We start from the raw sequence: 14,377 nt of genomic DNA on the forward strand, positions 1-14,377 counted from the left end.
TCACGCTTCCGGTGCGACGTAACGCGGGAAGACCGGCTTCGGTGCTTCGAGCGGCGTGCCCGGAACCAGACGACCGGCCTCGCCAAGGGCCGCAAAATCGCGTTTGTCAGCGGCAGCAGCAACGAGATCGAGCAACTTGTCGCAGGATTCCGGCATGAAAGGCTGAAGGAGAATGCCGATCTGGCGCACCACCTCCGCCGTGACGTAAAGCACGGTGCCCATGCGCTCCGGATCGGTCTTCTTCAGAGCCCACGGCTCCTGCGAGGCGAAATAACGGTCTGTTTCCGAGACGACGGCGATGATGGCCGCGAGCGCACGGTGAATGAGCTGCTTGCCCATTTCCTCGCGGCAGATCGCCAGCAGCCCGTCCGCCGAAGCCAACATCGCCTTGTCTTCTTCATTGAACGCGCCAGGCGTCGGGATCTGGCCGTCACAATTCTTGACGATCATCGACAGCGAACGGCTGGCAAGATTGCCGATGCCATTGGCGAGATCGGCATTGATGCGGGTGGCGATGCCCTCTTCGCTGTAGCTGCCATCCTGACCGAAGGAGACTTCGCGCATGAAGAAATAACGGATCGGATCGAGACCGAAGTGAGCAACCAGATTGACGGGGTCGATGACGTTGCCGAGCGACTTCGACATCTTCTCGCCCTTGTTGAGCAGGAAGCCGTGGGCGAAAACGCGCTTGGGCAGTGGCAGCCCGGCGCTCATCAGGAAGGCCGGCCAATAGACCGCGTGGAAGCGGATGATGTCCTTGCCGATGATATGCACGTCGGCCGGCCAATATTTCGCACGCGGGCCGTTTTTGTCTTCGATGTAACCCGTGGCGGTGATGTAATTGGTCAAGGCATCGACCCAGACATACATGACGTGCTTGGGATCGTTCGGAACCTTGATGCCCCAGTCAAAGGTGGTGCGGGAAATCGACAGGTCTTTCAGACCGGATTTGACGAAGGAGATGATCTCGTTGCGGCGCTCGGCCGGACCGATGAAGTCAGGGTTCTCTTCGTAGAGCTTCAGCAGCTTGTCCTGATATTCGGAGAGCTTGAAGAAGTAGCTTTCCTCCTCCACCCATTCGACCGGTGTGCCCTGCGGCCCGTAACGAACGCCATCAGCGCGCACTTCCGTCTCGTCTTCGCCGTAATAGGCCTCATCGCGCACGGAATACCAGCCGGCATAGCTATCCTTGTAGATGTCGCCGCTATCGGCCATCAGGTTCCAGATATTGCGCGAGGTCTCGTGGTGACGCTCTTCCGTGGTGCGAATGAAATCATCGTTCGAGGCGTTGAGCAGCTTGCCCATTGCGCGGAACTGGTCGGAATTGCGCTGCGCCAGCTCTTCCGGCGAAATGCCCTCCGCCCGCGCCGTCTGCTGCATCTTCTGGCCATGTTCGTCGGTGCCGGTCAGGAAGAAAACATCCATCCCATCCAGGCGCTGGAAACGTGCCATGGCGTCCGTCGCAATCAGCTCATAGGCATGGCCGATATGCGGCTTGCCGTTGGGATAGGAGATCGCGGTGGTGATGTAGAATGGTGTCTTGTCTGTCATGACGGTCTATCGACTTTACAGGCTGTTTTTTGGATAGACCGCTCTTAAACCATTGTTCGCAGCAGCGAAAGCAAAGAGTACGATTTGTACGATCCCCGCGCCTTCAGACGCCGCGAATATCTTCCAGAATGGAAAGCACCATCTGCTTCTTGTCGAGATTATAGGCCTGCGCCACGCTGATCCGTTCCGAAAGCGTCGAAGATAGCCGCGCATGTTTTTCCGCCGCCGTGATATCGCCCGCCATCGCCGCCGCCCTGGCCCGCTCCATCAACTCTTCCGTTACATGCTCCATGAAGAAGCCGAGGACGATATCGCCATCCTTCTGCGCCAGAACTTCGGCCAACTTGTGCATCTTCTTTCGTGCGCCCGGCCCTTCCGCAGACATCACCTCGGCAAAGGCCTCGACGATGTCGGAGCCGCCGTAATTCATCAGCTTGAGCGCCTGCGCCACGCTGCCCTTCGAGGCCGCAATCAGCGCGTCGCGCTTTTCGCCGGCGGAGCCGATGCTGAGATGATCGAGCGATTGCACCATAGCCGCATCGGAAAGCGGCAGGAGCCGAAGCGGCATGCAGCGCGAGCGGATGGTCGGCAGCAACTTGCCCGGCGCATGGGAGAGAACAAGGAACATCGCCCGCTTCGGGGGCTCCTCCAGTATCTTCAGAATAGCATTCGCGGCATTGCGGTTAAGATCGTCGGCCGGGTCGATAATGACGATGCGCCAGTTGCCGGTGCCTGATGTCTGGGAAAAGAAGTGTCCTGCCCGTCGCACCTCGTCCACGGTGATGGCGGATTTCACGCGACCAGTCTTTTCATCGACGGGGCGCGTCAAGTGCATGAGATTATGCGATGCACCAGAGGTGATTTGCCGGCTGACGAGCGATTCCGGATCGGGATCAGCCAGATTTTCAGGCGCCATAGCCGGATCGGGATGGCTGAGCACATGATTGGCAAAACGGAACGCCAGCGTCGCCTTGCCGATCCCCTCCGGCCCTTCGATGAGAATGGCATGATGACCCTTGCCGGAGCGATAGGATTGCGCAAGAAACGCTTCGACTTCCTCATGCCCGAAAAGCTTCGTGTTCTGCTGCGGCGCAATCGCGCCGTCGAGAACGCCCTGAACTTCACTCATGCGCCGTGCCCGCCGCAGTTCCCAATTGTTCGAGCAAGGGCTCGACAAAGGACATCACGTCCTCCGCCACCTTCTCCTCCGTCTGGTCGGCATTGACGATACGGCAGCGACGCGGCTCAGCAAGCGCTATATCGAGATAGGCTTCCCGCCGCTTCTCGTGGGTTTCGATTTCCTCTTTCTCGAACCGGTCGGGCGCAGCCCCCTCATCCGCCCGTTTTCTGGCGCGGGCCAGCCCCTTTTCGGCGGCGATATCGAATATCAGCGTCAGTTCCGGCACGACACCATCGATCGCAATGCGTTGCAGCGTCTCGATGAAGTCAGGCTCCAGATTGCCGGTCGTGCCCTGATAGACACGGGAAGAGTCAAGAAATCGGTCGCAAAGCACGATCTCGCCGCGCGCGAGCGCCGGGCGAATGACCTCCTCGACATGGTCGTTTCGCGCCGCCGCAAACAGGATTGCTTCCATGCGCACGCCGAAGGATTCCGCCGCACCTGACAACAGCACATGCCGAACAGCCTCCGCCCCCGGCGAACCACCCGGCTCACGCGTCACGACCACCTCGAAGCCGCGGCCACGAAGTGCTTCGGCAAGCGTGCGAATCTGCGTCGACTTGCCGGCACCCTCGCCGCCTTCGAAGCTGATGAACAATCCAGTCTTTTCGGCCAATGTCACGTCCTGCGAGGAATTCCCGGAAATATTGAAATGCCTGTTTACAGCATCGAACCAAAAAGTGTGAAGCGCTTTTCAGAAAATCCGGTGCCTGAACAAAAGCATAGGGGGTAAGTGGCGCAAAGCGTGGATTTTCAGAGCCAGAACAGCAGCAGTTCCTTCAACGCACCCGCCGCATTCTGGGTCAGCGAGCCCTTGCCGACCGAACCCTTGGTATAAAGCGGCACTTCGCGCAGCAGCCGCTCACCTGAAAAGACCTTGAGCGTTCCGACATTCGCGCCACTGTCCAGCGGCGCATTCAGAGGCCAGCGATAGACGATCCGCCCCGAAATACGATCAGGATTGTTGACCGGCACCAGCACGCTGATGTCTTCCTTCGGCGAAAGATCGATATGTGAGACATCACCGCCATAAACACTGACGGAACCGACGGCTTCGTCCTTTCCGAAAAGATGACGTTTTTCGAAAGCCGTCAGCCCCCAGTCCACCACCCGGCGGGCTTCCTCCTGCCGCGTCTTGTCGTCGGTGATGCCGGCAAGCGCCAGATAGACCCGCCGTCCCTCCCGCTCGGCCGAAACGACGGCGGCAAAACCGCTGCCTTCCGCAAAGCCAAGCCCAAGACCATCGATGCCGCTGCCAAGCAGTGTGTTCTTGTTCCGCTGGAATATCCGGTTCCACTCAAAATCCGGCTTGGTGAAAAGCCCATATCGATCCGGATAATTGTCATGCAGATGCTGGGCGAGACGCACCATATCCCTGGCGCTCGTCTGGTTGCCCGGATCAGGAAGCCCGGTGGAATTGGTAAAGGTGCTGCGGTTCATGCCAAGTTCGCCTGCCCGCGCCGTCATGCGCTTGGCAAATGCGGAGTCGGATCCCGCCATGCCTTCCGCGATGATGATGCAGCCGTCATTGGCGTTCTGCACGATAATGCCGGTCAGGAGATCGTTGATGCTGACGGAAGATTTCAGCGCCGCGAACATGGTCGAGGTTCGCGACGGCGCGCCGCCCGTGCGCCAGGCATATTCCGAGACCGGATAGGGCGTCTCCGGCATCACCTGCCCCCTGGAGAGCGCGTCCAGCACCACTTCCACGGTCATCAGCTTGGCAAGCGAAGCCGGCGGAAAAGACTGATTTTCATTTTGCGAAAGAAGCACCGTGCCGGTCTCGGCATCGATCATGTAGGCCTGTTCGGCCTTGGCGATGAAGGGCGTGGTCTGTGATTGCGCCGTGCCTGCACTGAAAAACGCAAGCCCGGCCGCCACGACGACCGAACAACAGGAGCGATAAATGGCTTTGCGCATGAAACCGCCCAGTTCTGCCTGCCGCAACCGGCCGCCCGAAACGGATGCAGCCCTACTCTTCAATCCGTCAGCGCGACTTCGCCTGCTGACGCTTCACATGGGCGAGTATCGATTGCTCGTTGAGCGCGCCACGGTCGACCAGCACGCTGTCGAAGACACGCGCGGTCCGGGAAACCGTAGCAGATTCTTGCGAATAAGCCGCCGCATATTTGGAGGATGGCGTCGGCACGCGCAGATAATTGCCGCCGGGCGCCGCCGGCTCACGCATGAAGTTTCCTTCGGGACGCTCGGCCAGGAACGGACCGATTTCCGGCAGGATCGCAAATTGCTCGAATACCGGCGCCGGACCATTGACCAGCGGCATGGCCTGCAGAGCGGCATTCTTCCTGGAACCGACCAGCGCCGTCTGCGTCGAACCGCTATAATTCGGATTGGAGGCAGGAGCCGGCACGAAATTCGGAGAATTCGAAGCCACCATGACACCCGTTGCGATCTGCCCCTCGGGCGCAACGCCCGGCGAGCGCGAGCCCTTCGGAATATAAGACGCCATCAAATAAGGCATGTCGTGACCGTCAAGCGGAGCGCGGCCGGCATATTGCACCCGCACATTCGCCGTACCTGTCGCCTTCATGTCGAGAAGATCGGCCGTCTTGCTGGAAACGTCGATCAGGCGGCCCTCATGAAAAGGTCCGCGATCGTTGACGCGCACCAGAACCGAGGCGCCATTTTCCGTGTTGGTAATGCGCGCATAGCTCGGCAGGGGAAATGTCGGATGTGCGGCAGAAAGATGTTCTTTATCGTACACTTCGCCATTCGCCGTCAGGCGACCGTGGAAGGCGGAACCGTACCAGGAGGCAAGACCGGTCTTGTTGTAACCCGGCTCTTCTTTCGGAAAATAACGACGGCCTTTTACGGTATAGGCGTTGCCGACGAGCTCTCGCCCGCCGCCTTTTGGAATGCTCTTGCCATCCGCCACGCGCGGACTGGCCTTCACGCCATATTCCGACTCGGAAAAATATTCCTTGCTGCGCTTGGGCTTCGGCTTCGTTTCAGTCGTGGTGGAACACGACGCTGTCGCAGCGCAAAGCACGGAAATTGCAAGCCACTTCGCACCCGATCTGGTGCTGATGCCGAGTTTCTTGACCGTAGAATTCAAATCTTCTGCCCCACGCTGCTATTGGCTCGGAGAACCGCACCCTCACTTGCCTCGATTTGCCCCTGCCATCGAAGCACCTAACAGTCGCTTAATCTTGTGCATAACGTGGCGAAAATGCGAACGACTTCTGCAAATTCGATAAAATTGTAATGAACGTGGTTAATGATTTATCTCTTTTTTGGGCGCCTGAAATCTACCGTCGACACTCATCCGCGCCTTCTCCGGCATCCGACATAACGGAACAAAGGGAGTGCGGCCGCGTTTCTTCCCCGCAAACAAACAAGCTTCCGCCGGTTTTTCGGCTGAGGGAGGAAACCATGATCAAGTCAATAAAAGCTGCAGGTCTGGCGCTTGGCATCGCCCTGGTATCCATCGCTGCACCCATCCAGGCCGGCGCACAGGATATGGAGTTAAGGATCGGTCCCGATGGCGTCCGCCCGGTCATCCGCGATCGAGATCGCGACAGAGACGTTGACCGCCGTGGCTCGCCCCGCATGCGCGGCTGCAGCGAACGCGAAGCCCGCGCCGCCGCTCGTGAAGCAGGCCTGCGTGATCCCGAAGTCGTGCGTGTCACCCCCGGCCGCGTCGTCGTTCAGGGCTTCACCCGCCGCGGCCCGGATCGCATCACCTTCGCCAACGAACGGGGTTGCCCCGAAATCTGATGACGAAATCTGATTAAATGTGAATTTGGAGCCCGCCGAAAGGCGGGTTTCTTCATTGTTGGTCACATCAAAGCAGCTCCGGCCGAACGACGCGACACGGATCGGCAATCGTTCCACTTTTCAAAATGGTCATTTTTGAGCTTAATGGCAGATGGGGTGGGATTCGAACCCACGGTACGCTCACACGCACGCCGGTTTTCAAGACCGGTTCCTTAAACCACTCGGACACCCATCCTTCGGTGGTGAGGCTTTATAGCGGTTTGAAAAAGGCCGTCAATCCCGCTCGAGGCTTGCCCTGCCAAACGGTCGCCGTCCATCTGCTGTCGCGCCGCAAATCATTGTCCCGGCGTTGTTGCCGGCGGCAATAAAGACCCCTCACCCGCAGGAACCGACGGCATTTGCTGGGCCGAATCAAACAGCGTCAGGCTGAGTACGATTGCAACAAGCACCAGCAAAAGCGCCACGAAGAAGATTCCGGATTTATCCATGCGTCTGCTCATGTCTCGTTATGTTAGGAGCAAATATGTGCAATTCGAGGCGAGGCGAAGAATAGGACGGCTTGCTGTCAAGTTGCCTGACAGATTTAGCGAGTTCATCTCCTCAAAATCCTCCTCACCTGAGCAAAATTTATGCGCCGGCGTACTGTTTGGGACGGAAGTGGCCTATCGCGTCAGCAATATTGTCGCTTATATAGTCACATCGCTCCCGGGCATTGCCCAACTTTCCCCGAGCGATCAACCTGCCCCGCCCGTTTGCGGGGCTTTTTTCTTTAATGCACCTCTAAAAAACGTCTGTATGCGAGAGGCCGGTCTGCGGACAGTACCCTATTGTCGGTTTGACTATTCAGACCCCGATGCTGGGCCCGCCATCACCGTGTCGTCCGCCACCCCGAAGAATATCCTCGAACAGGTTCAGCACCGCTGGCGGCAAGGTGTCGGACAGGTCGGCCAGGATTTCGTTGGCGCGATTATAGGAGTAGATGGCGCAGAGCGTCAGCACCAAAAGCACGATCCACGGCCAGATTGGCTTGCGCCTTGGCGGCGCGCCGTTCGGTTGTTGCGGCATGGTCATCCGGCACCTCCCGTTCAGGCCTTCACGCGCGGTTCGCCTCCGGGCGCATAGGCGGTTTTTTGCAGGAAACGAAATATGTTGCCGCACTGGCCGCAGCGGATCATGAAATCGGTCGGATCACCCGAGGCGCGTTCGGTGCGAAAACCCCGCGGCATTTCATCGACGCGAAAATCGACATCTGCGCGACCCTTTTCGTCGGATTCCGACACTTCGGCAAAACCCTGGTGGCCACATTTGGAACATTCGAGTTTCCGGGAATATCTGTCGCGCGCTGCCATATGCCGTCCTTTGCTTGCGCCCTATCAGGTAGCAGCGGCAAAACAGCATTTCAATGGCGATCGCCGCAGGTTAAAGCTTTGTCAGCCTATTTCCGGCCCGAAACCCACGCCCGCGACAAGAACGAATCTGGAAGCCCATGCAGAACGGAACACCCCTGCTTTCATCGTCGCTGATGCGCCGCGCCGCCATCATTGCCGGAGTTCTTCTCGTTTTAGTCATCGCACTTAATATCGGCGTCAAATTGTATGGTGAGCGGGTCCTGAAGGCAGGCCATACGACAGCAACCGACGAGGTGCAGATATCAATCGGCAACGACCGGCTGAAGCTCGTGAAAAACACGCTGCGCTTACCCTCGGGTCGTGAGGGCGGTGAGCAGGAGCAGATCGATCTTTACCTGACCTGGCCCGGCCTCAACGGATATGAGGAAGGGAATCGCGCCATATTCGACGATCCCGCCCAGGCGACGGGACTGATTTATATACAGCTGTCGCAAAGCACCATGTCACAGGACATGTCCGGCCGTTTCGGACCAATTTATGCCCGGCTGACGGAAGGAGACCCCGTGCCGCTGAAACACGGATTGCTGCTGCACCGCCTGCGCGCCGATTCCGGTTACGGCAAGGAAGTCATATTGACCGGAGCGCGCAATGGTGAAAGCGACTACGTGGTGCGCTGCCTGCTGCCGCAGACACAGCAGGAAGCCACAGGCAGCGACTGCCAAAGGGATATCCACGTCGGGCAGGATCTCAGTCTTTTTTACCGCTTCTCCGCCGGCCTTTTGCCGCAATGGCAAAAACTCGACACCGATGTGAAACATTATGTCGAGCAGCGCCTCGCAAAAGACGGAAATCCGTGAAACAGCATGGCACAGATTGCGTGCGAAAAGTCGCATTTTATGGAAGGCAGACACCTTTCATAAACCACTTGGTAACGCCATCCCGATAAAGTTTATCCCCGGAGCTATCGGGCGGGGCGTGTCCGAGCGGAACAGAAATATGCGATTGAAGAGTTCAGCAGTGTTGAAAAGTGTATCTGGGGTACATTCGCGCAAAGCGGGTGCGGCGTCTTTTGTAAGGTTTGTTGCGTTGACCCTTGCTGCGGCGTTCATAACCGCAGCATCCGTGGGCACCGCACAGGCGGATCCGAAATATGCCGGCATCGTCATCGACGCCAAGACCGGCAAGGTTCTCTACGGCGAGGATCCGGACGGTCTGCGTTATCCTGCCTCTCTGACGAAGATGATGACGCTTTATCTGACGTTCGAGGCGCTTAATTCCGGACGCATCTCGCTTGATTCCAAGGTGCCGGTCTCGGCCAATGCCGCCAAGGAGCCGCCATCCAAGCTTGGTGTGCGCGCCGGCGGCGCCATCACGGTCGAACAGGCCATTCTGGCTCTCGTCACCCGTTCTGCCAACGACATGGCGACAGCGCTCGGTGAATATCTCGGCGGCTCGGAAGACCGTTTCGCCAGGATGATGACCGCCAAGGCCCGTGCACTCGGCATGACCCGCACGACCTATCGCAACGCCAACGGCCTGCCCAACACGGCGCAGATGACGACGGCGCGCGATCAGGCCCGTCTCGGCATCGCCCTTCGCCAGCATTTTCCGCAATATTACGGTTATTTCTCTACCCGCACCTTCAATTTCGGCAAGCAGGTCATTGGCAACCACAATCGTCTCGTCGGAACCGTGAAGGGCGTCGACGGCATCAAGACCGGTTACACCCGTGCGGCCGGCAGCAATCTTGCGACCTCGGCGCAGAACGATGGCCGCTCCATCGTCGCCGTCGTTCTCGGCGGTCGCTCCAGCGCCGCCCGTGACGCCACCATGCGCAAGCTTGTAGCGACCTATCTGCCGCAGGCATCGCGCGGTGGCAACAGCAACCTGATCGCCCAGACGCGGTCCGCGCCGATTGAAGAACCGGTCGCCGTGGCGGCAGCTGTTCCTTCCGTTGCGGTTGCGGCTACCAATGCCGGCCTGCCCAATGCCGGACCGGTACCGCAGGCCCGTTACGAAGAGGCGCCGATTACGGCCTTTGCAGGCTCTTCTTCCAATCCAGCCGTCAAGGCGATGGAAGCAGCAACCTGGCAGAAGGGCAAGGATCCCGTTTCTCAGGCACCCATCCCGCCGGACCGCAAGTTGATCACCAACTCGACCAAGGTGGACAATATCGTTACCGCCTCCGTCGCCCCTGCTCCTTCGGTCGCGGCTAAATCAGAAGCTCCGCAGGGCGGCTGGGTAATTCAGATCGGCGCATCGCCGGATGAAAACTCCGCTCGCGGCCTGCTGCAGAGCGCACAGGAAAAGGGTGGTTCCGCCCTTCGTTCGGCAAAACCCTTCACAGTCGCCTTTAGTCGGGACGGCTCACAGGTCTACCGCGCCCGTTTCGGCGGCTTTGATGGCCAGAACGCCGCGGTAAATGCATGCAATGCATTGAAAAAGAAAGGCGTCAGCTGCTGGGCGTCACTCCAGTAACTGACGTTTCCGCAGGCGGCGTTCATTGTCGGAACATCGCCTGTCTCCTCGAATTGTGTAATGTGTAGCGAGGCTTTCCAAGATGGCAGTTAACGAGAATTATTCGGACATTGCGTCTGGCAACGGGCAAAGCAGTCTGTCGGTTCTGCATCCCATTCATGAAGCGGCGATGCGTATCGCCGATCTCGGTCTCAACCGCTCCAAGGCAAAGACGCGCGATCTGGTCAGCCTGCTCCTGTCGCATGGTGCCCGCGCCTGGCGCGCCAACCAGCCGGAAGCCAGCATCCACCTTCACGTCGCAGGCCGCTCCGGACGGACACCGATCCATATCCGAATTCGGTAAAGAGCCGGACCAACCAATAGACCCAAAGAAAAACCCCGCGGTGCCTGAGCGCCGCGGGGTTTCTGTTGACTGACGGTAAAAAAACGAGGCGGCTTACGCCTCGCTCTCCGGTGCCTCAGGCATATCCGGCAGATTGTTATCGGCCTCTTCGCCATTGCCGTTTTCAGCCTCGTCATCGCCTTCCGGCTCGTTGATGCGCTCCACGGACACAACCTTCTCATCCTTGGCGGTAGAGAAGATCGTCACGCCCTTGGTGGCGCGGCTGGCGATGCGGATGCCGTTGACCGGCACGCGGATCAGCTGACCGCCGTCAGAAACCAGCATGATCTGGTCGCCTTCGTCCACGGGGAAGGCAGCGACGAGTTCGCCGATCTCTGATGTCTTCGAGGTGTCGGTGGCGCGGATGCCCTTGCCGCCACGGCCCGATGTGCGGAAGTCGTAGGAGGAGGAACGCTTGCCGTAGCCCTTCACGGAAACCGTCAGCACAAATTCCTCGCGTGCCTTCAGTTCCTGATAGCGCTCTTCGCTGAGCTCGCCCTCTTCCATCACTTCTTCACCGACGAGTGCGATATCGTCTTCATCGACACCTGCCGCACGCCGCTCGGCGGCAGAGCGCTTGAGGTAAGCGGCACGCTCCCACGGTTCGGCTTCCACATGGCCAACGATGGTCATGGAAATGATGCGGTCGCCTTCGGCCATGTTGATGCCGCGCACGCCGACGGAGTTGCGGCCGGCAAAGACGCGTACATCCTCCACGGGGAAGCGGATGCACTGGCCAAGCGCCGTCGTCAGCAACACATCATCACGGTCGGTACAGGTTTCGACGGAGAGGATTTCATCACCCTCCTCGTCGAGCTTCATGGCGATCTTGCCGTTGCGGTTGACCTGCACGAAATCGCCGAGCTTGTTACGGCGAACCGTGCCGCGCGTCGTCGAGAACATCACGTCAAGCGTTTCCCAGGTGGTTTCATCCTCGGGCAACGGCATGATGGTGGTGATGCGTTCGCCGGGTTCCAGCGGCAGCATGTTGATAAGGGCCTTGCCCTTGGACTGCGGCGTGCCGATGGGCAGGCGCCAGACCTTTTCCTTGTAGACGATGCCGCGCGAGGAGAAGAACAGCACCGGCGTATGGGTGTTCGCAACAAAGAGACGGTTGACGAAATCCTCGTCGCGCGTCGCCATGCCGGAACGACCCTTGCCGCCGCGACGCTGCGCCCGGTAGGTGGTCAGCGGCACACGCTTGATGTAACCGAGATGCGAAACGGTAACGACCATGTCTTCGCGGGCGATGAGGTCTTCATCTTCCATGTCAGGACCGCCTTCGACGATCTCGGACCGGCGTGGCGTGCCGAACTCGTCGCGGATGGCGATAAGCTCATCCTTGACGATCTGCTGGATGCGGACGCGCGACGAGAGAATATCGAGATATTCGCTGATTTCCGCGCCGATCTTATTCAGCTCGTCGCCGATTTCATCGCGGCCGAGCGCCGTCAGACGGGCAAGACGCAATTCGAGAATGGCGCGCGCCTGCTCTTCGGAAAGATTATAGGTGCGGTCTTCGTTGATACGGTGACGCGGATCGTCGATCAGCAGGATCAGGCTTTCCACATCCTGTGCCGGCCAGCGCCGCGTCATCAACTCTTCACGGGCCGTAGCCGGATCGGGAGCGCGACGGATGACGCGGATGACCTCGTCGATATTGGCAACCGCAATTGCCAGACCCACCAAAACATGCGCGCGGTCACGCGCCTTGCGCAGCAGGTACTTGGTGCGGCGGCTGACCACATCCTCGCGGAAGGAAACGAAAGCGCGCAGCATGTCCAGCAGCGTCATCTGTTCCGGCTTGCCGCCGTTCAGCGCCACCATGTTGCAGCCAAACGAGGTCTGCAGCGGCGTGTAGCGATAAATCTGGTTCAGGATGACATCGGCATTGGCGTCGCGCTTCAGCTCGACGACGACGCGATAACCCTGACGGTCGGACTCGTCACGCAGGTCGGAAATGCCCTCAATGCGCTTTTCCTTGACCAGTTCGGCCATCTTCTCGATCATCGAAGCCTTGTTCACCTGATAGGGAACCTCGGTGATGATGATCTGCTCGCGGTCGCCGCGCATCGGCTCGATGGTGGCGCGACCGCGCATGATGACCGATCCGCGACCTGTCTCGTAAGCCGAGCGGATGCCGGACCGGCCCATGATCAGCGCACCGGTCGGGAAATCCGGGCCGGGAATGATCTGCATCAGTTCCGGCAGCTCGATAGCCGGATTTTCGATCAGCGCGATACAGCCGTCGATGACCTCAGACAGATTGTGCGGCGGAATATTGGTGGCCATGCCGACAGCAATACCGCCTGCGCCATTGACCAGAAGGTTCGGGAATTTCGCGGGAACAACGACCGGCTCCTGAAGCGTGCCGTCATAGTTGTCACGGAAATCGACCGTTTCCTTGTCGAGATCGTCGAGCAGCGAATGGGCGGCCTTGTCCAGACGGCATTCGGTATAACGTTCGGCCGCCGGCGGATCGCCGTCGATCGAGCCGAAATTGCCCTGCCCGTCGATCAGCGGCAGGCGCAGCGACCAGTCCTGCGCCATTCGCGCCAATGCATCATAGATCGCCGAGTTGCCGTGCGGATGGAATTTACCCATCACGTCACCGGTGACGCGGGCGCATTTGACGTATTTTTTGTTCCAGTCGATACCAAGTTCGGACATGCCGTAAAGAATACGGCGATGAACCGGCTTCAAACCGTCACGGACATCAGGAAGCGCGCGGGACACGATAACGCTCATGGCGTAATCGAGATAGGACCGCTGCATTTCCTCAATGATGGAAATCGGTTCAATGCCTGGCGGAAGTTTTCCGCCGCCGGGGGGGCTCTGGTCAGTCAAAACGGATCACATTCTCTGTTAAGAATCGGATGGATTTTTATAGCGGAAACAGCCACGTTACGCCAATTTCCCGGCGAGTTTTGAACAGTCTTTTGCGTCATTTGCAAGACATACACCGCTTTTCGCCGTTTAGGTCGGCAAAAGCGCCGCCGCTCCCTTTTAAAGCGTGTATGACTTGCGTAGGCTCCGGCCTAAAAATAGAATAGGCGGGGAAAAAATGGCCAGCAGCGAAACGCTCATCAACGCGCTTACCACACTTCTGGTCACGCTCGATCCGCCGGGTCTGGCGCCTGTTTTCCTCGCACTTACCGTCGGCATGACGCGCGCCCAGCGTGCCCAGGTGGCACTGCGCGGCTCCATCATCGCCTTCGGCATTCTCGCCGTCTTCGCCCTATTCGGCCTTGCCATCCTCAATCTGCTCGGCATCTCGCTCGGCGCCTTCCGCATCGCCGGTGGTCTGTTGCTGTTCTGGATTTCCTTCGAGATGATTTTCGAAAAACGCCAGGAGCGTAAGGAGAAGACCTCCGAGATCGCCATCACCAAGGATCATCTGCACAATCTGGCGGTCTTTCCGCTGGCGCTGCCGTTGATCGCCGGGCCGGGCGCGATTTCCGCCACCGTGCTTCTGGCGGGAACGATGAAAACGACGCTCGAAATGGTCGTGCTTATTCTCATTCTCGCCTTCGCCATGGCCCTTGTCTACGCGGCCCTCATCGTTTCGGAGCGAATGGACCGTTTTCTCGGCAATACCGGCCGCGCCATCCTCACCCGGCTGCTCGGCGTTCTGCTCGCCGCCCTTTCCGTGCAATTCGTGGTCGACGGCATAAAATCGGCCTTTGCTTTCTGAGCGCC

14 protein-coding genes and 1 tRNA gene are annotated in these 14,377 nt (G+C 59.0%); 5 read left to right on the forward strand and 10 right to left on the reverse strand.

All coding sequences use genetic code 11. The features are described 5' to 3' along the window. The 5 genes from metG to JZX89_RS02820 form a co-directional block, all read right to left on the reverse strand. Complete coding sequence (gene metG, locus JZX89_RS02800; protein ID WP_207132996.1) at nucleotides 1-1,551, reverse strand: methionine--tRNA ligase; 1,551 nt, start codon at nucleotides 1,549-1,551, stop codon at nucleotides 1-3. 103 nt (nucleotides 1,552-1,654) lie between these two features. After that, on the reverse strand, nucleotides 1,655-2,680 hold the full coding sequence (locus JZX89_RS02805) for a DNA polymerase III subunit delta' (protein WP_207132997.1): 1,026 nt from the start codon (nucleotides 2,678-2,680) through the stop codon (nucleotides 1,655-1,657). After that, nucleotides 2,673-3,347 carry a dTMP kinase gene (gene tmk, locus JZX89_RS02810; protein WP_207132998.1) on the reverse strand — a complete coding sequence of 225 codons (675 nt, stop codon included), beginning with the start codon at nucleotides 3,345-3,347 and terminating at the stop codon, nucleotides 2,673-2,675. The genes JZX89_RS02805 and tmk overlap by 8 nt, the downstream gene beginning before the upstream one ends. A 137-nt stretch (nucleotides 3,348-3,484) precedes the next feature. Next, nucleotides 3,485-4,651, reverse strand: a complete 1,167-nt coding sequence (locus JZX89_RS02815; RefSeq protein ID WP_207132999.1) for a D-alanyl-D-alanine carboxypeptidase family protein — start codon at nucleotides 4,649-4,651, stop codon at nucleotides 3,485-3,487. Nucleotides 4,652-4,718: 67 nt separating this feature from the next. After that, nucleotides 4,719-5,807 carry a septal ring lytic transglycosylase RlpA family protein gene (locus JZX89_RS02820; protein WP_207133000.1) on the reverse strand — a complete coding sequence of 363 codons (1,089 nt, stop codon included), beginning with the start codon at nucleotides 5,805-5,807 and terminating at the stop codon, nucleotides 4,719-4,721. Between the two features lie 317 nt (nucleotides 5,808-6,124). On the opposite strand from JZX89_RS02820, the gene JZX89_RS02825 reads away from it, so the two are divergent. Continuing rightward, nucleotides 6,125-6,469 carry a hypothetical protein gene (locus JZX89_RS02825; RefSeq protein ID WP_174372600.1) on the forward strand — a complete coding sequence of 115 codons (345 nt, stop codon included), beginning with the start codon at nucleotides 6,125-6,127 and terminating at the stop codon, nucleotides 6,467-6,469. A 145-nt stretch (nucleotides 6,470-6,614) separates the two neighbouring features. Here the strand turns inward: JZX89_RS02825 and JZX89_RS02830 are convergent. From JZX89_RS02830 to JZX89_RS28480, 4 genes are all read right to left on the reverse strand, one after another. Beyond that, nucleotides 6,615-6,704: transfer RNA gene (locus JZX89_RS02830), tRNA-Ser, on the reverse strand. Nucleotides 6,705-6,804: 100 nt separating this feature from the next. After that, entirely contained in the window at nucleotides 6,805-6,957 is a 153-nt protein-coding gene (locus JZX89_RS02835; RefSeq protein ID WP_207133001.1) for a hypothetical protein, read from the reverse strand. 355 nt (nucleotides 6,958-7,312) lie between these two features. Further along, complete coding sequence (locus tag JZX89_RS02840) at nucleotides 7,313-7,540, reverse strand: hypothetical protein (protein ID WP_149897608.1); 228 nt, start codon at nucleotides 7,538-7,540, stop codon at nucleotides 7,313-7,315. 14 nt (nucleotides 7,541-7,554) lie between these two features. Continuing rightward, a complete protein-coding gene (locus tag JZX89_RS28480) occupies nucleotides 7,555-7,818 on the reverse strand; it encodes a hypothetical protein (RefSeq protein WP_149897607.1) in 264 nt (87 codons plus the stop codon). Between the two features lie 137 nt (nucleotides 7,819-7,955). On the opposite strand from JZX89_RS28480, the gene JZX89_RS02850 reads away from it, so the two are divergent. The 3 genes from JZX89_RS02850 to JZX89_RS02860 all read left to right on the forward strand — a co-directional run bounded on the left by JZX89_RS02850 (nucleotide 7,956) and on the right by JZX89_RS02860 (nucleotide 10,639). Beyond that, nucleotides 7,956-8,675 (forward strand): hypothetical protein, encoded by a 720-nt coding sequence (locus JZX89_RS02850; RefSeq protein ID WP_207133003.1) that lies wholly within the window; start codon nucleotides 7,956-7,958, stop codon nucleotides 8,673-8,675. A 139-nt stretch (nucleotides 8,676-8,814) separates the two neighbouring features. After that, nucleotides 8,815-10,296, forward strand: a complete 1,482-nt coding sequence (locus JZX89_RS02855) for a D-alanyl-D-alanine carboxypeptidase (protein ID WP_149897605.1) — start codon at nucleotides 8,815-8,817, stop codon at nucleotides 10,294-10,296. Between the two features lie 82 nt (nucleotides 10,297-10,378). Beyond that, nucleotides 10,379-10,639, forward strand: coding sequence for a hypothetical protein (locus JZX89_RS02860; protein WP_153513713.1), 261 nt, complete (start codon nucleotides 10,379-10,381; stop codon nucleotides 10,637-10,639). A gap of 93 nt (nucleotides 10,640-10,732) precedes the next feature. Here JZX89_RS02860 and gyrA read toward each other — a convergent pair whose 3' ends face one another. Next, complete coding sequence (gyrA, locus tag JZX89_RS02865) at nucleotides 10,733-13,525, reverse strand: DNA gyrase subunit A (RefSeq protein ID WP_207133004.1); 2,793 nt, start codon at nucleotides 13,523-13,525, stop codon at nucleotides 10,733-10,735. Between the two features lie 217 nt (nucleotides 13,526-13,742). On the opposite strand from gyrA, the gene JZX89_RS02870 reads away from it, so the two are divergent. Further along, complete coding sequence (locus JZX89_RS02870) at nucleotides 13,743-14,372, forward strand: MarC family protein (RefSeq protein WP_174372593.1); 630 nt, start codon at nucleotides 13,743-13,745, stop codon at nucleotides 14,370-14,372. Nucleotides 14,373-14,377: the final 5 nt, after the last annotated feature.

This window comes from Agrobacterium burrii, assembly GCF_017313405.1.
Classification (GTDB): domain Bacteria; phylum Pseudomonadota; class Alphaproteobacteria; order Rhizobiales; family Rhizobiaceae; genus Agrobacterium; species Agrobacterium burrii.

Bases quoted from the DNA above. Each gene is read 5' to 3' on its own strand.
- metG (WP_207132996.1), bottom strand. From the start codon at position 1,551: ATGACAGACAAGACACCATTCTACATCACCACCGCGATCTCCTATCCC.
- JZX89_RS02805 (WP_207132997.1), bottom strand. From the start codon at position 2,680: ATGAGTGAAGTTCAGGGCGTTCTCGACGGCGCGATTGCGCCGCAGCAG.
- JZX89_RS02815 (WP_207132999.1), bottom strand. From the start codon at position 4,651: ATGCGCAAAGCCATTTATCGCTCCTGTTGTTCGGTCGTCGTGGCGGCC.
- JZX89_RS02825 (WP_174372600.1), top strand. From the start codon at position 6,125: ATGATCAAGTCAATAAAAGCTGCAGGTCTGGCGCTTGGCATCGCCCTG.
- JZX89_RS02835 (WP_207133001.1), bottom strand. From the start codon at position 6,957: ATGGATAAATCCGGAATCTTCTTCGTGGCGCTTTTGCTGGTGCTTGTT.
- JZX89_RS02840 (WP_149897608.1), bottom strand. From the start codon at position 7,540: ATGACCATGCCGCAACAACCGAACGGCGCGCCGCCAAGGCGCAAGCCA.
- JZX89_RS28480 (WP_149897607.1), bottom strand. From the start codon at position 7,818: ATGGCAGCGCGCGACAGATATTCCCGGAAACTCGAATGTTCCAAATGT.
- JZX89_RS02850 (WP_207133003.1), top strand. From the start codon at position 7,956: ATGCAGAACGGAACACCCCTGCTTTCATCGTCGCTGATGCGCCGCGCC.
- JZX89_RS02855 (WP_149897605.1), top strand. From the start codon at position 8,815: ATGCGATTGAAGAGTTCAGCAGTGTTGAAAAGTGTATCTGGGGTACAT.
- JZX89_RS02860 (WP_153513713.1), top strand. From the start codon at position 10,379: ATGGCAGTTAACGAGAATTATTCGGACATTGCGTCTGGCAACGGGCAA.
- JZX89_RS02870 (WP_174372593.1), top strand. From the start codon at position 13,743: ATGGCCAGCAGCGAAACGCTCATCAACGCGCTTACCACACTTCTGGTC.